This window comes from Bradyrhizobium sp. CCBAU 51753, assembly GCF_015291565.1.
In the GTDB taxonomy this organism is placed as follows: Bacteria; Pseudomonadota; Alphaproteobacteria; order Rhizobiales; family Xanthobacteraceae; genus Bradyrhizobium; species Bradyrhizobium ivorense.
The window spans coordinates 6,113,918-6,134,885 of record NZ_CP030037.1 but is presented as its reverse complement, the minus strand read 5'-3'; the positions used below and the strand labels follow the sequence as shown (position 1 = coordinate 6,134,885).

At 65.9% G+C, this 20,968-nt stretch carries 27 protein-coding genes; 13 read left to right on the top strand and 14 right to left on the bottom strand.

Annotated features, from left to right (window positions below):
* Position 1: 1 nt before the first annotated feature.
* Positions 2-490 carry a hypothetical protein gene (locus tag XH93_RS28155; RefSeq protein WP_194469985.1) on the bottom strand — a complete coding sequence of 163 codons (489 nt, stop codon included), beginning with the start codon at positions 488-490 and terminating at the stop codon, positions 2-4.
* A gap of 96 nt (positions 491-586) precedes the next feature.
* The gene (locus tag XH93_RS28150; RefSeq protein ID WP_194469984.1) at positions 587-904 is read right to left on the bottom strand and encodes a Kazal-type serine protease inhibitor family protein; all 318 of its coding nucleotides are present in this window, start codon (positions 902-904) and stop codon (positions 587-589) included.
* Between the two features lie 218 nt (positions 905-1,122).
* On the opposite strand from XH93_RS28150, the gene XH93_RS28145 reads away from it, so the two are divergent.
* From XH93_RS28145 to XH93_RS28130, 4 genes are all read left to right on the top strand, one after another.
* Positions 1,123-2,778, top strand: coding sequence for a fumarate hydratase (locus XH93_RS28145; RefSeq protein ID WP_194469983.1), 1,656 nt, complete (start codon positions 1,123-1,125; stop codon positions 2,776-2,778).
* The gene (locus XH93_RS28140) at positions 2,775-3,449 is read left to right on the top strand and encodes a DUF429 domain-containing protein (RefSeq protein WP_194469982.1); all 675 of its coding nucleotides are present in this window, start codon (positions 2,775-2,777) and stop codon (positions 3,447-3,449) included. The genes XH93_RS28145 and XH93_RS28140 overlap by 4 nt, the downstream gene beginning before the upstream one ends.
* 188 nt (positions 3,450-3,637) lie before the next feature.
* Positions 3,638-4,156 carry a hypothetical protein gene (locus XH93_RS28135; protein ID WP_194469981.1) on the top strand — a complete coding sequence of 173 codons (519 nt, stop codon included), beginning with the start codon at positions 3,638-3,640 and terminating at the stop codon, positions 4,154-4,156.
* Positions 4,157-4,207: 51 nt separating this feature from the next.
* Positions 4,208-4,774, top strand: coding sequence for a hypothetical protein (locus XH93_RS28130; protein ID WP_194469980.1), 567 nt, complete (start codon positions 4,208-4,210; stop codon positions 4,772-4,774).
* 75 nt (positions 4,775-4,849) lie between these two features.
* On the opposite strand, the gene XH93_RS28125 is transcribed toward XH93_RS28130, so the two are convergent.
* The 4 genes from XH93_RS28125 to XH93_RS28110 form a co-directional block, all read right to left on the bottom strand.
* Positions 4,850-5,146, bottom strand: a complete 297-nt coding sequence (locus XH93_RS28125; RefSeq protein ID WP_194469979.1) for a hypothetical protein — start codon at positions 5,144-5,146, stop codon at positions 4,850-4,852.
* A gap of 85 nt (positions 5,147-5,231) precedes the next feature.
* Positions 5,232-5,789 (bottom strand): inner membrane-spanning protein YciB, encoded by a 558-nt coding sequence (locus XH93_RS28120; protein WP_194469978.1) that lies wholly within the window; start codon positions 5,787-5,789, stop codon positions 5,232-5,234.
* Between the two features lie 49 nt (positions 5,790-5,838).
* Positions 5,839-6,414, bottom strand: a complete 576-nt coding sequence (locus XH93_RS28115) for a hypothetical protein (protein ID WP_194469977.1) — start codon at positions 6,412-6,414, stop codon at positions 5,839-5,841.
* A 289-nt stretch (positions 6,415-6,703) separates the two neighbouring features.
* Positions 6,704-8,104, bottom strand: coding sequence for a carotenoid oxygenase family protein (locus XH93_RS28110; protein WP_194469976.1), 1,401 nt, complete (start codon positions 8,102-8,104; stop codon positions 6,704-6,706).
* 127 nt (positions 8,105-8,231) lie between these two features.
* Here XH93_RS28110 and XH93_RS28105 point away from each other — a divergent pair, with 127 nt between their 5' ends.
* Entirely contained in the window at positions 8,232-8,948 is a 717-nt protein-coding gene (locus XH93_RS28105) for a TetR/AcrR family transcriptional regulator (protein WP_194469975.1), read from the top strand.
* A gap of 201 nt (positions 8,949-9,149) precedes the next feature.
* On the opposite strand, the gene XH93_RS28100 is transcribed toward XH93_RS28105, so the two are convergent.
* The gene (locus XH93_RS28100) at positions 9,150-9,752 is read right to left on the bottom strand and encodes a hypothetical protein (RefSeq protein ID WP_194475357.1); all 603 of its coding nucleotides are present in this window, start codon (positions 9,750-9,752) and stop codon (positions 9,150-9,152) included.
* 163 nt (positions 9,753-9,915) lie between these two features.
* Between XH93_RS28100 and XH93_RS28095 the strand changes: the two genes are divergently transcribed.
* Positions 9,916-10,596 (top strand): SET domain-containing protein-lysine N-methyltransferase, encoded by a 681-nt coding sequence (locus tag XH93_RS28095; protein WP_194469974.1) that lies wholly within the window; start codon positions 9,916-9,918, stop codon positions 10,594-10,596.
* A 65-nt stretch (positions 10,597-10,661) separates the two neighbouring features.
* On the opposite strand, the gene XH93_RS28090 is transcribed toward XH93_RS28095, so the two are convergent.
* On the bottom strand, positions 10,662-11,093 hold the full coding sequence (locus XH93_RS28090; RefSeq protein ID WP_139863398.1) for an Rrf2 family transcriptional regulator: 432 nt from the start codon (positions 11,091-11,093) through the stop codon (positions 10,662-10,664).
* 83 nt (positions 11,094-11,176) lie between these two features.
* Between XH93_RS28090 and XH93_RS28085 the strand changes: the two genes are divergently transcribed.
* Positions 11,177-11,638, top strand: coding sequence for a group III truncated hemoglobin (locus XH93_RS28085; protein WP_194469973.1), 462 nt, complete (start codon positions 11,177-11,179; stop codon positions 11,636-11,638).
* A 141-nt stretch (positions 11,639-11,779) separates the two neighbouring features.
* Here the strand turns inward: XH93_RS28085 and XH93_RS28080 are convergent, their stop codons facing one another.
* Together XH93_RS28080 and XH93_RS28075 are read right to left on the bottom strand one after the other, a co-directional pair.
* A complete protein-coding gene (locus XH93_RS28080; protein ID WP_194469972.1) occupies positions 11,780-12,178 on the bottom strand; it encodes a hypothetical protein in 399 nt (132 codons plus the stop codon).
* A 26-nt stretch (positions 12,179-12,204) separates the two neighbouring features.
* On the bottom strand, positions 12,205-12,429 hold the full coding sequence (locus XH93_RS28075; RefSeq protein WP_194469971.1) for a hypothetical protein: 225 nt from the start codon (positions 12,427-12,429) through the stop codon (positions 12,205-12,207).
* A gap of 94 nt (positions 12,430-12,523) precedes the next feature.
* Here XH93_RS28075 and XH93_RS28070 point away from each other — a divergent pair, with 94 nt between their 5' ends.
* Positions 12,524-13,348 carry a helix-turn-helix domain-containing protein gene (locus tag XH93_RS28070; protein ID WP_139484746.1) on the top strand — a complete coding sequence of 275 codons (825 nt, stop codon included), beginning with the start codon at positions 12,524-12,526 and terminating at the stop codon, positions 13,346-13,348.
* Between the two features lie 125 nt (positions 13,349-13,473).
* Entirely contained in the window at positions 13,474-14,217 is a 744-nt protein-coding gene (locus tag XH93_RS28065; RefSeq protein ID WP_246799315.1) for a helix-turn-helix domain-containing protein, read from the top strand.
* Here the strand turns inward: XH93_RS28065 and XH93_RS28060 are convergent.
* Entirely contained in the window at positions 14,205-15,002 is a 798-nt protein-coding gene (locus XH93_RS28060) for a thioesterase family protein (protein ID WP_194469969.1), read from the bottom strand. The two genes, XH93_RS28065 and XH93_RS28060, sit on opposite strands and share 13 nt — an antisense overlap.
* Positions 15,003-15,160: 158 nt before the next feature.
* On the opposite strand from XH93_RS28060, the gene XH93_RS28055 reads away from it, so the two are divergent.
* Positions 15,161-15,826, top strand: coding sequence for a DsbA family oxidoreductase (locus tag XH93_RS28055; protein ID WP_194469968.1), 666 nt, complete (start codon positions 15,161-15,163; stop codon positions 15,824-15,826).
* A 79-nt stretch (positions 15,827-15,905) separates the two neighbouring features.
* Positions 15,906-16,544: an NIPSNAP family protein gene (locus tag XH93_RS28050; RefSeq protein ID WP_194469967.1), complete on the top strand. Its 639-nt coding sequence runs from the start codon at positions 15,906-15,908 to the stop codon at positions 16,542-16,544.
* A gap of 4 nt (positions 16,545-16,548) precedes the next feature.
* Here the strand turns inward: XH93_RS28050 and XH93_RS28045 are convergent, their stop codons facing one another.
* The 3 genes from XH93_RS28045 to XH93_RS28035 form a co-directional block, all read right to left on the bottom strand.
* Positions 16,549-17,733 (bottom strand): GNAT family N-acetyltransferase, encoded by a 1,185-nt coding sequence (locus XH93_RS28045; RefSeq protein WP_194469966.1) that lies wholly within the window; start codon positions 17,731-17,733, stop codon positions 16,549-16,551.
* Positions 17,734-17,938: 205 nt separating this feature from the next.
* The gene (locus XH93_RS28040) at positions 17,939-18,271 is read right to left on the bottom strand and encodes a hypothetical protein (RefSeq protein ID WP_139484754.1); all 333 of its coding nucleotides are present in this window, start codon (positions 18,269-18,271) and stop codon (positions 17,939-17,941) included.
* Between the two features lie 261 nt (positions 18,272-18,532).
* Positions 18,533-18,943: a hypothetical protein gene (locus XH93_RS28035; RefSeq protein ID WP_194469965.1), complete on the bottom strand. Its 411-nt coding sequence runs from the start codon at positions 18,941-18,943 to the stop codon at positions 18,533-18,535.
* A gap of 140 nt (positions 18,944-19,083) precedes the next feature.
* On the opposite strand from XH93_RS28035, the gene XH93_RS28030 reads away from it, so the two are divergent.
* Positions 19,084-19,314 (top strand): hypothetical protein, encoded by a 231-nt coding sequence (locus XH93_RS28030; protein ID WP_194469964.1) that lies wholly within the window; start codon positions 19,084-19,086, stop codon positions 19,312-19,314.
* A gap of 130 nt (positions 19,315-19,444) precedes the next feature.
* On the top strand, positions 19,445-20,908 hold the full coding sequence (locus tag XH93_RS28025; RefSeq protein WP_194469963.1) for a caspase family protein: 1,464 nt from the start codon (positions 19,445-19,447) through the stop codon (positions 20,906-20,908).
* Positions 20,909-20,968 lie beyond the last annotated feature (60 nt).

Genomic DNA, 20,968 nt, shown 5'->3' with positions numbered 1-20,968 from the left:
GTCACTCGTCCCTGCCGCGGCGAACCGTGATCGAGGCATCGGCCCGGGTGCGGGTGCACTCCAGATTGAGGCGGCGATAGCGCATCGTGATGGTGTTGCCGCGGAAGATGCCCATGCGCTTCAGGCAGCGCGAGGTGCCGGTGATGGCATCGTCCTTCGGCACGGTGAAGATCAGCGCGGTGGCCGAGCCGACCAGGTTGAAGAACTCCGGCTTCATCTTGCGGTCGGTCTTGGCATAGAGCTCGGTCGAATAGTCCTTGCCGCGGCAGCCGATCGACAATTCCTTGGCGGCCGGATGCTTCAGATAGGTGATATTGGCCGCGGTGAAATTGACCTTCAGCCCGTCGATCTGGCCGGCCAGTTGCTTGGCGATGTCCTCGCAGGGGTCGGCATAAGCGGGTGCGGCGGCGAGACTCGTGACGAGCGCCAGCGCGGCCGGCAAGGTGGCGCGAATGCCGAGCGGCAAGCGTCGGCGCAATGGTCCGGTCATGAATACCCCCGCAGCAGGAAATGCGCGAAGGTTCATGCAGGCTCCCGCGAACCGCGTCAATATCCGGCGCGGCCGCGGGCGTGATCATTGGGCTGGCTAATAGGCCGGCTTCCGGCACTTGCCGTTGTGCAGCTTGGAGACCCCGGCGGCCTGGCGCTCGCAATCGTTGCCGTAGGTCTTGCCGTCGCAGCCGCACACCGGCTTGAAGATCCGGGTGCAGATGGTCGGCTTGCGCGCGCAAATGCCCATCTGGTCGCCGCGGCCGCAGGTTCCCACCTTGAACTGGCAGTACTCCTCGGGGCCGCACTGCAGAGGGATGATGCCGCCGCACCTCTGGCCGGCGGCATTGGCGGCGGCGGGGATCGCGATCAGCAATGCCAGCGCGGCGAACGAGACGAACAGTCCGGTCTTCATGGTGGCCTCCCTTGGTCGTGCATGGGAGTCCATCATTACACAACCTATGATTACATACATGTGAAGTGTCACACATGGATTGTTGCGCCGGACGCTCGCGAGGCATGAGCTCATCGTGGCCGGTGTTCCCTTCCTTTTGTCGGGAAAAAGCTTAGAACGGCTCTACATTGCCGGCTGCACCGCGGCCGGCATCGGCCTTTCGAACCGATGAGCAGCTCATGAACGCCCCCACCGCCTTTCCCGACCAGCAAAAGCCCGTTCCGCCCTACAAGCACACCCCGTTGTTCCCGCTCGGTGCAGACACCACGCCCTACAAGAAGGTGACCAGCGAGGGCGTCCGGGTCGAGAAAGTCTTGGGCAAGGACATGGTCGTGGTGTCGCGGGAGGCGCTGCGGGCGCTGTCAGAGGCTGCGTTCGGCGAGATCAACCACTATCTGCGTCCGGGTCACCTCAAGCAGCTGCGCAACATCCTCGACGACAAGGAAGCCAGCGACAACGACAAGTTCGTCGCCTTCGACTTCCTGAAGAACGCCAACATAGCGGCCGGCGGCGTGCTGCCGATGTGCCAGGACACCGGCACCGCGATCATCATGGGCAAGAAGGGCTGCAACGTCATCACCGACGGCGACGACGAGGCCGCGCTCTCCGAAGGCGCGCGCGACGCCTATCTGCGCCGCAATCTGCGCTATTCGCAGGTGGCGCCGCTATCGATGTATGAGGAGAAGAACACCGCCAACAACATGCCGGCGCAGTGCGAGATCTACGCCGAGGGAGACGACGCCTACAAGTTCATGTTCATGGCCAAGGGCGGCGGAAGCGCCAACAAGAGCTTTCTGTTCCAGGCAACGCCGTCGGTGCTGACGAAAGATCGCCTGCTCGCGTTCCTGAAGGAGAAGGTGCTGACGCTCGGCACCGCGGCGTGTCCGCCGTACCACCTTGCGATCGTGATCGGCGGCACCTCGGCCGAGCTCTGCATGAAGACGGTGAAGCTCGCCTCCGCACGCTATCTCGACGCGCTGCCGACCCACGGATCGGCCGACGGCAATGCGTTCCGTGACCTCGAGATGGAGCAGGAAATTTTGAAGATGACGCAGTCGCTCGGCGTCGGCGCGCAGTTCGGCGGCAAGTATTTCTGCCACGACGTACGCGTGATCCGGCTGCCGCGCCACGGCGCTTCGCTGCCGATCGGGCTCGGCGTCTCCTGCTCGGCGGACCGCCAGGTGCTCGGTAAGATCACCAGGGATGGCGTCTATCTCGAGGAGCTCGAGCACAATCCCGCGCAGTATCTGCCGGCGGTCGAGCAGTCGCTCGGCGGCGAGGTGGTCAAGATCGACCTCAACAAGCCGATGAAGGAGATCCTGGCGACGCTGGCGCAGTATCCGATCAAGACTCGCGTCTCGATGACCGGCACCATGATCGTCGCCCGCGACTCCGCGCACGCAAAACTGCGCGAGCGGCTGGAGAAGGGCGAGCCGCTGCCGGATTATTTCAAGAACCATCCGGTGTATTACGCCGGCCCCGCCAAGACGCCCGACGGCTACGCCTCCGGCGCGTTCGGCCCGACCACCGCTGGCCGCATGGACTCCTTCGTCGACCAGTTCCAGGCGGCGGGCGGCTCGATGGTGATGGTCGCCAAGGGCAACCGCGCCGTCGCGGTGCGCGAGGCCTGCAAGAAGCACGGCGGCTTCTATCTCGGCTCGATCGGCGGCGCTGCGGCGAACCTCGCCGAGCACTGCATCAAGAAGGTCGAGGTGGTCGAGTATCCCGAACTCGGCATGGAAGCGATCTGGCGCATCGAGGTGGTCGACTTCCCGGCCTTCATCATCATCGATGACAAGGGCAACGACTTCTTCAAGGAATTGAATCTGGGTTGAGGGCGGTCGGCCTCGACGGATTTTCAAAAGGCTGGTTCGCCGTCGCAATTGACGGCGACCAACGCACGATTTCCTTCCATCCTGACATTGCGGACGCGCTGGCGCGTCCGTTCGACCGCGCCGGCATCGATATCCCGATCGGCATGACCGACGATGGCGCGCGTGCCTGCGATCTAGAGGCGCGCGCGAGATTGCGGCCGCACACTTCGCGCGTCTTCACCGGTGCGCGGCGCTGGCTGTGGGAGGAATTTTCCGATCCCGACCAGGCGAACGAGGAAGCGTTGCGCCGCGGCCAGACGCGCGTGTCGCGTCAGCTCTGGCATCTCGGCAAGAAGATCATGGAGGTCGACGGCTTCACGCGCGCGCACCCGGCGCGTGACATTCGCGAGGTGCATCCCGAACTGGTGTTCCTGCGGCTCAACGGCGGCAAGCCGCTGGCGCCGAAGAAATCCGAGGAGGGCGATGCCCTCCGCTGCAGGCTGCTCAAGCGTGCCGGCTTCCGCGAGCTCGACCGCTGGCTTACCGAGGTGCGGATCGGCAGCGGCGCCAAGCGTGACGACGTGCTGGACGCCTGCGCCGTCGCGCTCGCTGCGCATGAGCCGCATGGTTGCGTCCCCAACGGGCGAGCGCCGCGCGACACACACGGTCTGCCGATGCAGATCTGGTACTAGCCGCGCCCGGCGGCCGTATTGCCTGCGTTAACCACGATGCTGTGGGTGCGACGTTTTGGCACGTGTCGGGTTGCAGTCAGCGAAGAAAGCAACCGATTTACGCCAAGGAGCCTTAATCTTTCTCGCCGACGCTGCGCGCCATCCTGCCGGGAGAACGAGCAGGGGTGGGTGGCATGCAAGATTCGACGATGAAGCAAATTGGATGGGCAGTGCTCGTCCTCAGCGCCCTTGGTCTGGCCGGCTGCAAGGAAGAGCGGCCGCCTGGCGTCTATGACGTCAGCGTCAGCGAGGCCTATCGGCGCCTGTTCGCCGACAAGCTTCCCGACATGGTCTATGCCAAACAGTGCGGCATCCTGGTCCATGTCACGCCGGTGGGCGTGCCCGACCGTCAGGTCACCTGGAAGGTTCACAGCAGCGGCCGCGAGGTCGTGCAATTCACCGCCGTGCTGACGCCGTACAAGGACAAGCAGACCAAGGTCGAGATCCGGATTCCGCCGGCCGGCAACGGCGAGATGTATGACGGCTCGCAATTCTACAAGCGGCCGGCCTTCGACCAGCCGCTTCGTCCTGCGGTGCAGGAGCAGGTCGCCGCAATTCTCGAAGGTCGCAAATTCGACGTCCAGCGCGTCGGACCCGGAAGGGACAAGGTCTGCCAGGTGCAGCGCGGCGGCCTCACGACAGGCGTGGTGTTTCGCGTCGACGATTAATCGCTCGCGCCGGATCGTATCGGCCGGCACGGACATGCAAGGAGATTGACGATGAAGATGTTGTTTGGCGGATTCCTGGTCGCCTGCGTCGCGGGCTATCTGTACTACATCTATCCGGGCGAGGGTAACGCGGTCTATAACGTGCCGATCGGCCAGGCGCGGCAGGAGCTCTCGAGAGCCGAACTGCCGCCCATGGTGTTTGGAAGCGCGCAGCTCGACACCACGGTCCGCAGCAGCGACACCGAGGTGGTGTGGATCGTCCGCAGACGGAGCGAGGAGCTGTTCCGCTACACCGCCCAGCTCACTTCGGAAGAGAAGGGTGCCGCAACCCGTGTCCAGCTGAAGCTGGATGGTGCCAAGGGGAAAACCGAAGACTACGCCAAGAACCTGGCTGACAACCCCAAGATCCGCGACCTCTATCTCGTCGCGATGCAGGAACGCATCTCCTCCACGCTCCAGCGCCGGCCGTACGAGATGGGGCGCATCCATCCGGCGATGGCCGCTGCCGCGGTCGCGAACATGGGCAACATCCAGAAATCGGTCGACGCGGCCGCCGCGGCTTCCGCGGAGCTCGATCGCCAGAACATTCAGAAGGCCTATCGCAACGAGCGTCGCTGACGCAGGAGGCGGCCAGCGCGATGAGATCAGGTTTCGATCATCATCGCGCTTGAGCTCTTGCTGTTGACGCGGGCTTTACGCCCGTGTGCCGGTGAAGGGGAAGCTGCCCATCGGGCCGATGCCCATCTCGCCGGAGATGCCGTCGCCCGAGACCTGGCCGGAGAATTCGAGGGTCAGCGGCATCGGGTTGGTGATGGAAACCTTCCAGGCGACGCTGTCGCCGTTCACGGTGCCGTCGAAAATATCGGTCGAGTTGCCGTCGGCGCCCTGGGTGCCGGTGAGCGTGCCGCCGGTGCTCGTCAGCGACAGCGTCGCCTTGCGCTCGCCCATCGGCGTCGTCATCGTGAGATTCCAGTTTCCGTCCACCGCCATGAATATATCTCCCCTCGAGATGAAAGCGTGCGAGGCGGTATAGCTCAACTTGCCGCGCACGCCTAACGGTTTAGACCTGCGGCGATCAGGCGCGGGCGGCGGCGGCGCGCAGCCGGTTCGTAATCACGATGCGGAAGACGACGTACTGGATCGCGAAGGCGGCGATCTTGGCCCCGACCAGCACCACCGATACGTAGAACGCCCACAGCGCCATGTCGCCGGTCGACGCGACGGCGACCGTGCCGGCGGCAAGCACGAACATCAGGGCGGCCCAGGCGTAGCCCGCGAGGATGGCCTGGTCCGGGATGTTCTGCTTCACGATCGGCGGCAAATAGGGCAGCATCCAGCCACGCTTGAGCATGATCGCGCCGATCGCCACGTGGCCGATCGCGGGCTTTGCCAACACGAAGCGCGGATCGTGGGTGAGCAGTGTCGCCCCGCCCAGCACGATCACCAGCGCCAGGCTGGCCCAGGTCATGTAGCCGAGCGCCTCGCCCTTCACGCGCATATAGATCACCTGGGCGATCGCGCCTGCGACCGCGATGCCCGTGGCGAGCAGCACGTTGTCGGTGGCAAAATACACCACCAGGAACACGATGGTGGAGAAGAAGTCGCTCGCAAGCCTTGCCAGTACGCTCTTCATCGTCGTGCTTTCCGTTTCCTCTGATCGTTATGGTTTTTTTGTGTGTGTCTTAGTGCGAGGGCAGTGCGCGGGCCGGCGGCGCGCCGTACTTGGCCTTGCGATACTGCGGATACCACCGCGTGAAGCAGACCGCGGCATTGCGCGCGGCGAAGGCGACCAGAAGGCCGGTCCACAGCGGCAGGGCGGGCACGTAAAGCACCGCGATGTTGCCGATCAACATCAGCAGCACGGCGCCGGTCCAGGCCCAGGTGATCAGATAGTTGGCTTGCGTGAAGCCAGGCAGCTTCGCGATCGCGGCATCGACCTCCTCCACCGCATATTGCCGCGTGAAGGGATGGCCGACCAGGATCGAGCCGAGCGACACCACGAGCATGCCGGCGTCGATGGCAATCTTCACGGCGATCGTGCTCGGCGTCGCATCGACGAAGGTGAGGTAGCTGCCGACCGCGGTGAACACGATCACCGAGCCGACGGTGAGGATCTTGATGCTGCGGCGGCGCGCGACGTCGAAGGCGATCACGCCAAGGCAGATCAGCGCGGCGCAGAGCAGGCTCACGGTGGCTGAGGTCACCAGCATCAAGGTGGCGAAGGCACCGTAGGGAGCGAGGACCAGGAAGATCGTCATCGGAAGCCTCATGGGCTAATCTTTACATCGTAAAGATACCCTAAGGGTGAGGCGTGGAGTCGTCAAGCGAAATCTTTACAGTGTCAAAATCGTGAAGTGAATGAGGAAATGCGAGTAGTTTCAGTTGCTTGATTTCAAGGCGCCGGGGCGGGTGCTCCTTCTCGCCGCCGTCATGGCCGGGCTTGTCCCGGCCATCCGCGTCTTTCCAACGGCAAAGACGTGGATGCCCGGCACGAGGCCGGGCATGACGATGGGGATGGCATTGGCGCCAGAAAATTGGCGCCGGCCGCTACTCCGCGCCCACCCAATTGCCGTGAAATCCGTCCGGGACGCGGTGGCCGAGATGCACCAGCGCGGTCGGGCCAGCCTCGACATCCTGCGCGTTGAAGACGGCGAGGTCGCTGCGGTTCTCGCGGGCGCGCCAGACCACCGCGAGCAGCCAGCCGTCGCCCTCGGCGGCATCGCTGCCGCGTTCGACGAACACGGGCTCGGAGATCGTGTCGCCGGCCGGCAGCAGATAATGGCCGAGCCGCTTACCCTTGCCGTCGACATGCACGATGCCCGACAGCGCGAACATCGGCAGCGTGGGATTGGCGCAGGCGTACCAGCCGTGATTGCTCTTCAGTCCCGCCCGGCGGTCATCGACCCGCGGGAATTCACCCCAGAGATCGTCGAGATATGTCTGCGTGAAACGGTCGGTATTGCCGGAAAGGTCGAAGGTCCAGCGGCAGTAGCGCGCCTGGCTCTTGTTCGGATCGGTCGGCGAGCCGTCGGGATGGTTGAACAGCGGCGCTTCCTCGGCCTGCATCACGTCGGCGACGATGCGGTTGCCGTCCTCCCACGCGTTCATGACGTGGAAGACGTAGCAGCTCTCGGCGCGGAACCAGACGATGTCCTTCGACGAACCGCTGCGCTTCATCACGCCGACATAGGCGCCTTTCTCCGGCTCCCAGGCGTAGGGTGCCTGGCCGCGCATCGCGCGCTGCATGCTGCCGGTGATCGGCAGCACCGGAAACAGCACATGGTTTTCGGTGACGACGAAGTCGTGCACCATGCTGGCATAGGGCGCCTCGAAGCGCTCGAACCGCGTCACCGCGCCGGACGCATTGACCGCGCCGAACGAAATCTGCGGCGTCAGCGGGCCCGCGGCGTTGTAGCCGAAGAACAGCATCTCGCCGGTGAGCGGATCGATCTTGGGATGGGCGGTGAAGGGGCCCGAGATCGCGCCCTTGTAGTCGCAATAGCCGAGACGGTTGAGGGTGCCGGGCTCGATCTCGGTTGGCAGATGGCCTTCCTCGAGCGCAAGCAGCCTGCCGGCATGGAAGATGATGTTGGTGTTGGCGACGCCGCCGTCGGTCGTGATCGTCTCCGGCGTGTTGGGCAGCTTGCGGCCGAAACCGCCGAACAGCGCGCGGCCGGCATCGTGCTCGACCTGCCATTTCGGGGTCCGGACCCAGCGGTTGCGATAGCTGGCGCGGCCATTCTCGAGATGAAAGGCGTGCAGCATGCCGTCGCCGACGAACCAGTGTGCGCCCGGCGCCTCGAATTGCGGGTTGGGGCCGTTGCGATAGAGCGTGCCGTTCAGTTCGCGCGGCAGCTCGCCCGTGATCTTCAGGAACGGCGCATCGGCTTCGAAAGGAATCGGCGCCAGATTGGGCCGCTTGGCGTTGATCGTCACCTGGTCGAGCATTCCGCGTCTCCTCCATTTTGATCTTTACATCGTAAAGATATCAGTAGAGATGCTGCCGGCGACCGTCAAGCAAAATCTTTACAGTGTAAAAATTGCGTCATATAAGGTGACCCATGTAAGGTGAGCGATGGCAAGATTCTCCCGGGAAAACAAAGCTACGCGCGTCGCGCCGGTGCGCCGGCGCAGGGTTGCGCGAACCGCGGCCGAACGTCCCGCTCCGCGGCGGCGCGCGGCCGACGCGCCGTATCATCACGGCGATCTGCATGAGGCGCTGCTGAAAGCGGCCGAGCAGGTGCTCGAGCGTGACGGCCTGCCGGGGCTGACCCTGCGCGCGGTGGCGCGCGAGGCCGGCGTGTCGCATGCCGCGCCGACGCATCATTTCGGTGATCTCACTGGCCTCGTCAGCGAGCTCGCGGCAATCGGCTTTCGGCAGTTCGGCGTGGCGATGGCGGCCGCGGATGCATCCGCGGCGACGCCATCCGAGAAGGGCGTGGCGAGCGCCAAGGCTTATGTCGCGTATGCCGAAGCGCATCCCGGCATGTATGGGCTGATGTTCCGCAGCGAGCGGCTGGACTATTCGCGGCCGTCGCTGCACGAGGCCTCCGAAGCCTCGTTCGCGGGGCTCGCCCGCGGCGTCGGCGTTAGCCAGATTTCCAGGGAATCGCTGTCGCTTGACCAGGCGGCTGCGATCGCATCGGCCTGGTCGCTGGTGCATGGTTTCACCATGCTGCTGCTCGACGGACGCCTCTCCAAGATCCTGAAGCTGCTGCCCGAGGGCGCGACGCCGGAAACGCTGCTGACCGCGATGCTGCGGCTGAGCGCAGGCCGCCCGCCGCGACCGTAACCGGTGTTGGCTGGTGGGCCCTTCACCTCGCCCCGCTTGCGGGGAGAGGTCGGAACGCATCGTCAGATGCGTTCCGGGTGAGGGGGAGCTTCCGCGAGTCAATCTGCCGCCAAGTTACGCGGAAGCAGCCCCTCACCCCAACCCTCTCAGCGCGAGCTTCGCTCGTCGCGGCCCCGTAGGAACGGGAGAGGGAGAAGAGGGCTAGCGCTTCGTCAGCGCGGTGGTACGGCCGCTTTGGCCGATCGTCTTCACGGAATCCTTGCCGCAGTTGAAATCGCGGGCGAACTCGTCAGCGGCCTGCCGTGCCAGCGCGTTGGCATTGGGATTGGCCGCGACGTCGACATAGGCGACGTGACACACCGCGCCCGGCGGCAGCCGCGTCACCGCGAGCATCGCCCGCGAAACCGGACCGCCTCTTTTGTCCTGCTCGCTGTTGTCGGCGATCAGCCAGCGCTGGATGATGGCGAAGGGCTTGTTGTCGGCCGCGCGCCATTCGACGGTATCGCCGGTCGAACTGAATGGGCCGAACCAGGCCTGCGCCGCCGGTTCCTTCGCCGCGGCCTCGCGGTTTCGGCCTACCGATACCACTTCGCGCAGGTCGCCCTCATTGATCAGCACCACGAGGCCGTATTTCCCCGGGCAAACCCGCGTGGCGCTGCCGTCTTCCTCGTTGGGCTTGCCGATCATGCGGCAGGCCTTCGGCGCGGTCGATGAATAGCTGCTGCTGATCGTCTCGGCACCGGCCTGACCGGGGCTTGCGCCAGCCAGCGCTGCGACGGTTGTTGCAATTGTGAGATATTTCATCGGGAAAACCTGCGATCCGGACGTTACTTTGTGTCTGACATATGCAATCTGGGGAAGGTTCAACTGACATGCCGGAAACACCTGACAGGCGCGCGGAATCGTCCTAGAAGGGCGGCTTCGCAACTTGTCGCGTGCGCTTCCGCGTGCCGTAGCCTCGATCATCATGCCCACGATATCATCCAACAAGCCCTATCGCGTCGGCCGTTCCCGCACCGGCCTCGGCCTCTTCGCCACCAAGCCGATCAAGAAGGGTGACAAGATCATCCGCTATTTCGGCCCGATCCTCGACTCGAAAAAGAAGGATGAGGACGAGATCGAGAACAAGTATCTGTTCGAGCTCACCAACCGCTGGACCATCGACGGCTCGATCCGCGAGAACATCGCCCGCTATATCAACCATTCCTGCCGGCCGAACGCCGAGTCCGACGTTCGCCCACGCAAGCGAAAAGTGTTCATCCGCGCCATCAAGAACATCGAGCCGGGCGACGAGATCAACTACGACTACGGGACCGATTATTTCAAAGCCTATCTGAAGCCGATCGGCTGCAAGTGCGATTCCTGCGAGCGGAAGCGCAAGAAGCAGCGCGCCGAGGCGCGGGCGGAGCGGCAGCGGCTGAAGGAGAAGGCCGAGCGCAAGGCGAAGCGGAAGGCCGAGAAGCTCGCCAAGGAGCGTTCGAAGGAGCGGGCAAAGGCGAAGGCCAACGGCGCCAAGACGAGCGCCAAGACCAACGGCGTCAAGGCCAATGGCAAGATGCTGAACGGCAAGCACCTCAACGGCTACAGCCTGACCAAGGCATCAGGCAAGGGTTCGAAGCGGGCGTCGGCGCGGACGCTGCACGCCTAATCAAGCCCGATCTCGTCGGGCGGGCGTGGCGCCTTGCGCAGCCGAATTCCACGGATCGACCCCAGTCACAACGCTCGCGCCGGGCGCGCGGGCCGCGGCAGGTAGGCACATTCGGCGAGCGTCGTTCCGTCGAGCTCGCGCATGAACGCTTCGCGCGCCGCCGCCAGCCTTGCCTTCAGCCGGCAGCGCGGCAACAGCACGCAATCGCCGCCATCGCTCCTGAAGCATTCGACCAGCGCGCTGTCGCCTTCCAGCGCCCGCACCACCGCGCCCAGCGTGATCGCCTCGGGCCGCCGCGCCAGCGCGAAGCCGCCGCCGACACCGCGCTGGGTCGTGATGAAACCGGCGTCGGCGAGGTCGCGCACCACCTTGGCGAGGTGATTGCGGGAAATGCCGAACTCGGCCGCGATCTCGCTGGTGGCAAACGAGCGGTCCGGCTCGCCGGCCAGCCGCATCAGCGCGCGCAGGGCAAAATCGGTGAACGACGTCAGGCGCATGGTAGCCCCTCGCAATTCGAACTTGGCGGATCTGCTATAGCGCGCTAAATAGGTATTTGAAATACCTATTTATGGAGACCGCGATGGCGGAGGCAGAGCGCCGCGAGCAGATCACGGCCGGCATCATCGAGCGGACCGGCATCACCGAGGATGTCATCGCGCGCCTGGTGCACGGCTTCTACGCAAAGGTCCGCAGCGACCCGATGCTCGCGCCGGTGTTCGAGGCCAAGATCAGCGATTGGGCGCCGCATCTGGCGCAGATGTGCGCGTTCTGGTCGTCGGTCGCGCTGATGACCGGGCGCTACCACGGCACGCCGATGGTCAAGCATATGAAGCTGCCGATCGACGCCGCGCATTTCGACCGCTGGCTCGCCTTGTTCGAGGCGACCGCGCATGAACTGTGCCCGCCGGTCGCGGCCACGCATTTCATCGAGCGCGCCCGCCGCATCGCCTCAAGCCTCGAAATGGGCGTCGCCACCGGGCAGGGCGTGATGCTGGGCGTGGGCGAGCGGTTTCGGAGGAACGCGAGCGGCGCGACAGGGTAATGCTCTATCTCCGTCATTGCGAGGAGCCAACGGGTCGCGCGAACGCGCGCCCGATGACAGGCTCCGCGACGAAGCAATCCATCTCTCCCCGAGTCGAGGAATGGATTGCTTCGCTTCGCTCGCAATGACGTTGTGAGAGCGTTACGCCGTCACCACACCCTCGCTCCGGCGCATGCCGGCATATTGCAGCTCGGCCAGCACACCGGTGGCGATCGCCTGCGCCATGATCACGATGATGCCGAGCAGATTCGGCGACACCGCGCCCGAGAACAGCAGTGCGATGCTGGCAAGCGTCCAGGCCGCGTTGCCCACGATCACGAGCAGCACCAGCGGCTTCGGCACCGCGGCGCGCGCGCCGAGCCAGCCGACCAGCACGGTGTAGGCGACCAGGAACAGGCCGGTCTCGCGCAACAGCGCCTCCGGCAGGTTGAGGAACGATGCCAGCGGGGCGGCGTCGAGCACCATGGCAGCAGCGGACACGCCGCTGAAGACAGCGTCGGCGATGAAAGCGCGGCGCAGCAGCTGGGATGAGTGGATCATGGCAGGGTCTCCTAGGGGGTGGGTTGTCAGCGGAACCAGGACTGCAGCAGGCGCTGCAGGCGGAGCGGACACAGTGCCCGGCCGACCCGCATCTCCACCGCGTAGACCTGCGCGAACACGAACACGCCGGTGTCGTGCACGAGCGGCTGGGGCATGTTCAGCGAACGTGCGACCAGCCAGGTGACCAGATGGATCAGCCACGGGATCAGGACGGCGAAGCTTCGGACGAGGGTCAGCATCAGCATGGTCATCTCCTGTGCTCCGGAAGATGACCGGCCGCGCGCGCCAATTCGATTACCTCAGGCGTAATGGAACGGGCGAAATTCGCGTGGTAGGTTTTGCAGCATGAACGCACATGCATCCACGGCGCGGGCCGAGCCCGCAAAACCCGTCCATATCGGCGCGCATCTGCGCGAATGGCGGCAGCGCCGCCATCTCAGCCAGCTCGACCTCGCGGTCGAGGCCGAGATCTCGGCGCGGCATTTGAGCTTCGTCGAGACCGGCCGCTCGGCGCCGTCGCGCGACATGGTCCTCAAACTGGCGGAGCGATTAGACGTGCCCCTGCGCGAACGCAATGTGCTGCTGGTCGCCGCGGGTTTCGCGCCCGCATTCCCGCAACGCCCGCTGGAGGATCCCGCGCTGAAATCGGCACGCGAGGCGATCAACTTGGTGCTGAAAGCGCACGAGCCGCATCCGGCGCTGGCCTATGACCGGCACTACAATCTGGTCTCCGCCAACCGCATGGTGGCACCGCTGCTGGAGGGCGTGCCGGAGCGGCTGCTCGGCCAACCCTTCAACATCCTGCGGCTGGCCTTCCATCCGGAGGGCCTGGCGCCGCGCACCGTCAATCTGCCGGAATGGGCCGCGCATCTGTTGGAGCGGCTGCACCGGCAATGCGAGGCCACCGCCGATCCGGAATTGCTGAAACTGTACCAGGACCTGAAATCCTATCCGATCCCGGCCCGATCGGCCCCGCTCACGCCCGACAACAATGTCGCGCTTCCGTTCAAGCTGCGGCTCAACGGCGAGGTGCTGAGCTTCATCTCGACCACGATGGTGTTCGGCACGCCGGTCGACATCACGCTGCAGGAACTGGCGCTGGAGACCTTCTTTCCGGCCGACGAGCTGACCGCGGAGCGAATGCGGCAGATGGCCGCCAGCATGGGCTGAGCCGCGAAGCCTTTGCGGCGGAGGCGGCATCGCTGCATAATCCGGCCATGGACACGGCACCTAGCCGCGGCACAAGACCGCATCCCGTCGGCACCCTCCTGCGCGATTGGCGCGGGCGGCGCGCCATGAGTCAGGCCGATCTTGCCTTCGATGCCGGCATCTCCATCAAGCATCTGAGCTTTGTTGAGACCGGCAAGGCGGTCGCAAGCCGCGAGATCCTGCTGCAGCTCGCCGCTGCGCTCGGCCTCTCGCTGCGCGATCGCAACGCGCTGCTCGAGGCCGGCGGCTTTGCGCGGCAATATGGCGAGCGGGATTTGTCGGCGCCCGAGATCGCCGGCGCACGGCGGGCGATCGACCTGCTGCTGCGCCGCCACGAGCCGTTCCCCGCCATCGTCACCGACCGGCAGTGGAATGTGATCGAGGCCAACCGCGCCGCGACGCGGCTGATGACGATGCTGCTCGGGCCTCTGCGCATGCAGCGTCCGCTCAACCACATGCGGATGTTTCTGGCGCCGGATGAACTCAGGCCGTTCGTCGAGAACTGGCCGCAGCTCGCCGCGGCGCTGCTGCTCCGGGCGCGGCACGAGGCGATGGCCGCGCCGCTCGACCTTGCGCTGCAATCGACCTGGCGAGAGCTCTTGAAGCTGCCTGATGTGTCCGCGCCGCAATTGATCGAGAGCGAGACGCCGGGGCCGCTGTGTGAGGTGCGGCTGCGCAAGGGCGATGTCGGCATCGGCCTGATCGGCACCGTGCTGACGCTCGGCACGCCGCAGGACGTCACGCTGCAGGAGCTGCGCATCGAGATGTTCATGCCGGCCGACAGCGCCACCGAGGCGACGCTGTCGGCGCTGGCGGCTCAGGACGCCTGAGCCTGCGCCGCGCGGCGCTCAAAACTCATCGCCTGCATCACTTCGGCGAACGGGCCGGCACGATCGCTCAACGTCGCCATGGTGAGCCCGGCGCCGCCGGCCCCGACCCGGGTGCGCGAGCGGATCAGGATCCAGTCGCCCTCGGGCGGGCGGAAGAAGTAGAGGCTGATCTCGGGATTGATGAAGGTCCATTCGCGCATGTCGACGATCTGCGCGACGCCGCTGGAGAAATCCGCGGCCTGCACCGCCTGCAGCAGCGGCGTGTTGGCCTCTCCGGCAACCAGCGGCACGTCGAGCCGCATCCAGGCGGCCGCGGGGCCGGGCTTTTCCAACGCGCCTTCGATCAGCCGCACCGAGACGTTCTGAAAATAGCGGCTCCATTTCTGCGCAAAGGCCGGCGGCGGCGTTCCCGCCTCGGGTGCCTTGTCCGCACCTGCCGCCGGCGCGAACGGATCGAGCGGCGTGTCCTGGCCTTGCGCCGCCAGCAGCGCGGTGCAGCGGCCGATCTCGACCTCGCCGTCGAGCAAGCGCACCTGGATCGTCTTGGCCTTGCGGCCGTTGCGCAGCACGGCGGTGTCAAGGGCGAAGGCGCGCAACCCGGCGGGCCGCGACAGGTCGAAGGTCAGGCGGCGGACCGCGAACCCCGAGGTGTCAGCCAGTCGCTCGACCTCGCGCGTCATCAGCGCGGTGGTGGCGCTGCCCTGCAGCATGTCCGGCGACCATGGCCCGCCGGCGTGCTCGGTGGCGCGAAACAGCGGTCCTTCGGGCTGGAAAATGGCGGTCATCGGCGTCTCCATTGGGCTTGGGGCAGGCCGATGTCTAGAAAGCGGGCGGTCGTCCCGCAATAACCGCCGAGGTTATGTGATGCGTGACATGCGGCCGCTGGCCTTGTCTTGGCCGGTGAGGGGCTTAACTTCAGGCCTCATTTCCGGGAGGACGTCTCATGAGCACGCTGAAACCGCTTCGCCTCGACATCGTCTCCGACGTCGTCTGCCCCTGGTGCTATATCGGCAAGCACCGCATCGAGGACGCGCTGAAGCTCGTGCCTGACGTGCCGGTCGAGGTGCACTGGCGCCCGTTCTTCCTCAACAATTGGGTGCCGCGCGAGGGCATCAGCCGGGAGGAATATCTCACCGCCAAGTTCGGCTCGGTCGATGCCTACAAGGGCATCGCGGGCCGCGTGGTCGCTGCTGCCAACGAAGAGGGGCTGAGCTATCGCCCCGAGCTGGTCAAGCGCCAGCCCAACACCATCGATTGCCACCGTCTGATCCACTGGGCCGAGGCCAAGGGCAAGGCCGCCGAGATGAAGCAGCGGCTGATGGAATTGTATTTCCGCGACGGCGGCGATCTCACCGACAGCGACGTGCTGGTGCAGGCGGCTGAAGATGTCGGGCTCGACGCCGACGATGTGCGCAGGCGCCTCGCCACCGATGAAGATGTCGCCCTCGTCTCGGCGCAGGCCCAGGAAGCGTCCGAGAAGGGCATTTCGGGCGTGCCGACCTTCGTGTTCGCGCAGAAATACGCCGTCTCCGGCGCCCAGCCCGCCGAGCAACTCGCCCGCGCCATCCGCCAGGTCTCGGCCGAGATCAACGCCGAGGCCGCGGAGTAGGCACTATTCTCACAAAAGCCCGGCATCGCGCCGGGCTTTTTCGTTTGCACGATCTATCGAAACAATCAGGGAGACGACCATGATCTATGAGCTGCGAACCTACACCGCCCGCCCGGGCACCGTCGGCGAGGTGGTCAAGGCGGCGAGCACGCTGTCGCGCGACATCCGTGGCGATAATTTCGGCAAGCTCGAGGGCTACTGGATCACCGAGATCGGTCCGCTCAACCAGGTCATGCACATGTGGAGCTACGCCGATCTCAACGAACGGACCCGGCTGCGCGCCGAGCTGGCGAAGAACCCGCGCTGGACCGGAGAGTACATTCCGGCGATCCGTCCGTTCCTGGTGCGCCAGGAGGTTCGCTTGCTCAATGCGATCATCCCGCCGGTCGCGCCGGCCACCTCGGGCAACGTCTACGAGTTCCGCAACTACCGCGCCAAGCCGCTCGGCGCCTCCAAGCAATGGCAGGAGCTGTTCACCGGGGTGATGCCGACGCGCGAGAAATATTCGAAGATCGTCGGCCTCTGGTACACCGACGCCGGCCAGCCGAACGAGGTTTGCCACATCTGGGCCTATCCCGATCTCAACGCCCGCGCCGCGGCACGCGGCGGCGCGATGAAGGATCCGGCCTGGCAGGAATTTCTGGGCAAGGGCACGCAGCTGCTCGAGGAGATGCACTCCACCATCATGCTGCCGGCGCCGCACTCGCCATTGCAGTGAGAGATCAAGCCGACTTTCCGCGCCGGTTGCGGACGAACCCGACGGCACGACGCGCGGCCTCGTAGGCGAAGCCGTGCATCGTCACGGCCGTGTGGATCACAGGCACCAGCGGATCGTGCCGGCGCAGCGGCAGCAGCACGTCGCCGATCGCAAAGCGGCCGCGCCAGATCGGGTCGATCATGGGGTGGCCGGGCGCCGCGGTGGAATCGGCCGAGGCGATCGCGCCATCGGCGCAGAGATGGCGCGTCAGCTCCAGCGTCAATTGCGTGCCGGGTGAGGATTTTGCGAAGCGCTCGTCGATGCCGATCTTGAAGAAGAAGGCGCGGTCCTGGTGGCGCAGCACGATGCCGCCGGCGACCGGCGTGTCGCCCGCGTAAAGCGTGATGATCTCGCAGCGGCCGGCTTCAGCCATCGCCACCGTGGCGCGGCGGATGAAGGTGGCGTCGCCGGGATGCTGGCCGAGCGCGGTGCCGCGCTTGCCCTTCCAGCCGCCGGCTTCCAGCGCAAGGAAGGTCTCCAGCGCGGCTGCGACCTCGTGTGGCGTGCGCGCGACGTCGAAGCGCACCGCGCCGTGCTCGGCAAGGCGGTTGCGCTGCCGCCGCAGCTCCTTCAGCCGCTTGGCGCCGAGCGCATCGCGCAGCAATGCATCGGCATCGCGCGTCGCGTCGAGCTCGGCGCGCTGATAGGCGCTCAGCAGGCGCGGCCGCAGCCCGTCGCGCGCCAGCACCGCGCGGATCGCCGCCATCGCGGCGCCTTCGAGCGACATGGTGCGCAGGATCAGCGCATGCGCGCCGGCATCGCGGGCCTGCCGGAACATTTTTGCGATGGCATGTTCGGCCGCGTCGCGATCGAGCAGCGGCGTGCACAGCGTGCCATAGGGCTCGGCCCCGACCAGCGCGGGCAGGGGAATCTTGTAGATCCGCCGCATCGGGATGACCGGCAGCAGGCCGATCAATTGGCCCGCATCATTGCTGGCGCTCAGTACCGACGCGTCGGTGCGGCCGCGGGCGGAGGCATCGACCGCCAATTCCCAATCGGGCTGGTAGTAGCCGTTCGGCTCGATCGCGCGCTCGGCCAGCGCCCGCCACGGGCCGACCGGAGCACCGGCCAGCGGCGGCAGCGCGCGCGCATCCGCGGCATCGCGATCAGATGCCCCGCGGATCATCGCCCGATCAGCAATATCGGCCACGTCACAGTTTCCCCGTGCAGGGCCGTTTCCCGGCCGGCCTGCGTTCGTCACCGTCACGCTAACGGAAAGAAATGGAGAATGCCGTTGGGGCCATCAGGCAATTTGAGCGGTAATGTTAACGCTGCGTTCAACATGGCGGCGCGGCGTCCCCGCGCATCACGAGGCCGCCGCAGCGGCGGGCGGCCTCGTCGTGTGGCCGGATGCGTTACCAGCGATCGTTGCCGACGCCGACACCAACACTGACGCCGGGCGCGCGAATGCCGACGCCGCCGCGCGGACCGTCATCCCAGTCGCGATCGCGATAGACGCGGCGTTCGATGTAGCGTTCGCGCGGCTGGTAGCCGTAGGACTCGCGCACGATGGTGCGGCCGCCGCGGCTGCGATAGCAGCGTCCGTCCTCGTCGCAGATCATGCGAACCTGCTGCACCAGATCGGGGTTGGCATATTCCGTCGAGCTGATGATGTCGGATGCCCTGGCCGCGCTGCCGACGGACAGTGCGCCGACACCTGCGAGAATTGCGATTGCAATCGTCCTCATGTTTCCTCCTCGTAGCGATGCTGCCCGCGCGGGACAAATCTGCGCGAGCGCATTGGTTCCGAGGGTTCCCTGAGTTCCGTGCGAAGCGCGTGAATTGTATCGAAGCCACGGCCGCGCAAATGCCGGCCACGGCAATTGCAAATCAGTCGTTGGATGACCGTTTGAAGCGCATGAGAGCGCGGACCGGTTGCAAACGGATTGCACGTTGTGCGCTCTGCGCATCCGCGTTGTTGTATCCGCCGTGCTCCAAACTTGCCGCAGCTAGACCGGCTCGAAAGTCTCCGTCAGGCAATTGTCATCCTCTCCGGCGAGGCGGCGGTCGAAGATCGTGGTGGTGTTGAAGAACACGCGATAGGTCTGGGTGCCGAGCGGCTTGCCGATCACCGAGGTCAGCTCGGCGCGGACGCAGGCGGTCCAGCCGGTGCCGCGCGGGTCGTGCACCGGCGCGGAGACCCGCACATGGGTCGGCTGCGAGCCGGCGGTGAACACCGAATCGAGCTTGCCCGCGACCAGCTGCTTGACGTTGGGAGGTGCTTCGAGCGGCGCCGGTTCGGTCGCCTTGACCTTCAAGATCTCCGGCCACACCGCGTGGCTGTCGGCCAGCCCGCAGCCGCCCAGCACAAGCGTCGCGCCCGCCAGCAACGCTGCGGTTGAAATGAGTCCCTGTCCCATGGAATTGATTTAATATGCCGCCGCCCAGATTGCGCCCCCCTGGTGGGATTGAATTTGCGTGATCAATGATGTCGGGACGCGCTAGCATCAGCGGCGTGTTGCCGGATGTTGCTGCGGCCGGGCGGGGAGAGGGGACTGAGATGAAGAAGAGCATGACGGTGGCGGCCGTGGTTCTGGCGCTGATCGCGACGCCTGCGCTGGCCCAGGGCCGACGCGGCGGGGGAGGCGGGCAGGACAAGGCGGCCGACACCAAGCCCAAAGTCGACGAGAAAGCCTATAAGGCCGCGCTCGACCGGATCCCCGAGCCGAAGGAAAAATACGATCCATGGGGCGTGACCAAGCCGGCCGATGCCGCCAAGAAGCCGAAGTGAGCGGCGCTGTCATCCCTGCGACAATTCGACCGCTGACCCTGTGTGACCGGCGCCACAGATTTGCGGCGTCCGCCTGAACCTGCGCCCCGAGACGTCAGACCCATCTCCGACATCACTGCCGGAGGTCGCCATGCTTGCTCGCTCGCTGCTCAGTCTGATCCTTCCGGCCGCAATTCTGCTCGGTGGCGGCCCGGCCCTCGCCGAGAGCCGCCTGGCGCTGGTGATCGGGCAATCGGCCTACAAGTCGGTGCCGGCGCTGCCCAATCCCGCCAATGACGCCAAGGCGATGTCACAATTGCTGACCGATGCCGGGTTCGCGGTGACGTCGGCGTCTGACCTGTCGCAGGACGAGATGCGGGCCAGGATCAGCGATTTCGCCGGCCAGGTCGCCGCCAAGGGCGCCGACACCGTGGCGCTGGTGTTTTATGCTGGCCACGGCCTGCAGATCGACGGCGAGAACTATCTGGTGCCGGTCGATGTCGATCCGAAGCGCGAGGCCGACATTCCGATCCAGGCGGTCCGCCTCAACGATATCCTGAACACGCTGACCTCGGTGCCGAGCCGGATGCGCATCCTGTTGCTCGATGCCTGCCGCAACAACCCGTTCCCCGAGCTCAACAAGACCACGGGCCATGGCCTTGCCATCGTCGACGCCAAGGTCGGCTCGCCCGGCACCTTCGTGTCGTTCTCGACCTCGCCGGGCGCCGAAGCCGAGGACGGCAGCGGCTCCAATAGCCCGTACACCACGGCCCTGCTCGCCACGGCGAAGCAGCCGGGCATTGCGATCGAGGACACCTTCAAGCGGGTCCGCCTTGCCGTGAACAAGGCGACCGACGGCCGCCAGACGCCGTGGGATTCTTCTTCGCTAACCGAGGATTTTCGCTTCATCGCCGGCCCGGCATCGGCGCCGGCGCAGGCGCAGGCATCCGCGGCCGAGCCGAAGCCGGCCGCGGCCAGACGCAGCGTCGACGACTGGAAGCGCGAAATGCAGGGCAAGCCGATCGAGACCGCCAACGATCTGATGGTGGCCGACGGCAGCGACGAATCCTACGAGGCCTTCGCCGTCCTGTTTGCCGGCACCAAGCGCGGCTTGCAGGCACGCGACTGGCTCGACCGGCATCGCCGCATGGTGGCGTGGAATAACGCGGTGCTCGCCAACACCGCGGCGGCCTACAACCTTTTCCTGGCGCAGTATCCCGACAGCGATCTCACCGCGACCGCGCGCAAGCTGGTGGAGCGGCTGCGCTACCGTCCCGACACCAGGCCCGTGATTGCCAGCGTGCCGCCGACCAATGTCGCGCTGGCCGGGCCGACCTGTCCCTGCAACGCCGCGCCGCCGCAGCCGAAGAAGGTCGATGCGCCCGCCAAGAAGCGCGTCGTCGAGCCTGATCCGCCGCCGCGCCGCACCACCACGCGGCGTCCGCCGCGCGTCGTGGTCGAGGACGAGGTCGTGGTCGAGCGCCGTCCGCCGCCGCGCGAGGTCTATGAGCCGGCGGGACCGCCGATCGGCATCGGGATCGGCATTGGCCTCGGCGGCGGCGGTTTTCGCGGCGGCCATCATGGCGGCGACAATTATCGCGGGGGTAGATACTAGCGCTGCGATCGCGTAAATCCTTCACTCGTGATGCGGTGCAGCCGGAATGATCGCATCGGG

Coding starts and splice junctions, on each gene's coding strand:
- XH93_RS28155 (WP_194469985.1), bottom strand. CDS start 490: ATGACCGGACCATTGCGCCGACGCTTGCCGCTCGGCATTCGCGCCACC.
- XH93_RS28150 (WP_194469984.1), bottom strand. CDS start 904: ATGAAGACCGGACTGTTCGTCTCGTTCGCCGCGCTGGCATTGCTGATC.
- XH93_RS28145 (WP_194469983.1), top strand. CDS start 1,123: ATGAACGCCCCCACCGCCTTTCCCGACCAGCAAAAGCCCGTTCCGCCC.
- XH93_RS28135 (WP_194469981.1), top strand. CDS start 3,638: ATGAAGCAAATTGGATGGGCAGTGCTCGTCCTCAGCGCCCTTGGTCTG.
- XH93_RS28130 (WP_194469980.1), top strand. CDS start 4,208: ATGAAGATGTTGTTTGGCGGATTCCTGGTCGCCTGCGTCGCGGGCTAT.
- XH93_RS28125 (WP_194469979.1), bottom strand. CDS start 5,146: ATGGCGGTGGACGGAAACTGGAATCTCACGATGACGACGCCGATGGGC.
- XH93_RS28120 (WP_194469978.1), bottom strand. CDS start 5,789: ATGAAGAGCGTACTGGCAAGGCTTGCGAGCGACTTCTTCTCCACCATC.
- XH93_RS28115 (WP_194469977.1), bottom strand. CDS start 6,414: ATGACGATCTTCCTGGTCCTCGCTCCCTACGGTGCCTTCGCCACCTTG.
- XH93_RS28110 (WP_194469976.1), bottom strand. CDS start 8,104: ATGCTCGACCAGGTGACGATCAACGCCAAGCGGCCCAATCTGGCGCCG.
- XH93_RS28105 (WP_194469975.1), top strand. CDS start 8,232: ATGGCAAGATTCTCCCGGGAAAACAAAGCTACGCGCGTCGCGCCGGTG.
- XH93_RS28100 (WP_194475357.1), bottom strand. CDS start 9,752: ATGAAATATCTCACAATTGCAACAACCGTCGCAGCGCTGGCTGGCGCA.
- XH93_RS28095 (WP_194469974.1), top strand. CDS start 9,916: ATGCCCACGATATCATCCAACAAGCCCTATCGCGTCGGCCGTTCCCGC.
- XH93_RS28090 (WP_139863398.1), bottom strand. CDS start 11,093: ATGCGCCTGACGTCGTTCACCGATTTTGCCCTGCGCGCGCTGATGCGG.
- XH93_RS28085 (WP_194469973.1), top strand. CDS start 11,177: ATGGCGGAGGCAGAGCGCCGCGAGCAGATCACGGCCGGCATCATCGAG.
- XH93_RS28080 (WP_194469972.1), bottom strand. CDS start 12,178: ATGATCCACTCATCCCAGCTGCTGCGCCGCGCTTTCATCGCCGACGCT.
- XH93_RS28075 (WP_194469971.1), bottom strand. CDS start 12,429: ATGACCATGCTGATGCTGACCCTCGTCCGAAGCTTCGCCGTCCTGATC.
- XH93_RS28070 (WP_139484746.1), top strand. CDS start 12,524: ATGAACGCACATGCATCCACGGCGCGGGCCGAGCCCGCAAAACCCGTC.
- XH93_RS28065 (WP_246799315.1), top strand. CDS start 13,474: ATGAGTCAGGCCGATCTTGCCTTCGATGCCGGCATCTCCATCAAGCAT.
- XH93_RS28060 (WP_194469969.1), bottom strand. CDS start 15,002: ATGACCGCCATTTTCCAGCCCGAAGGACCGCTGTTTCGCGCCACCGAG.
- XH93_RS28055 (WP_194469968.1), top strand. CDS start 15,161: ATGAGCACGCTGAAACCGCTTCGCCTCGACATCGTCTCCGACGTCGTC.
- XH93_RS28050 (WP_194469967.1), top strand. CDS start 15,906: ATGATCTATGAGCTGCGAACCTACACCGCCCGCCCGGGCACCGTCGGC.
- XH93_RS28040 (WP_139484754.1), bottom strand. CDS start 18,271: ATGAGGACGATTGCAATCGCAATTCTCGCAGGTGTCGGCGCACTGTCC.
- XH93_RS28035 (WP_194469965.1), bottom strand. CDS start 18,943: ATGGGACAGGGACTCATTTCAACCGCAGCGTTGCTGGCGGGCGCGACG.
- XH93_RS28030 (WP_194469964.1), top strand. CDS start 19,084: ATGAAGAAGAGCATGACGGTGGCGGCCGTGGTTCTGGCGCTGATCGCG.
- XH93_RS28025 (WP_194469963.1), top strand. CDS start 19,445: ATGCTTGCTCGCTCGCTGCTCAGTCTGATCCTTCCGGCCGCAATTCTG.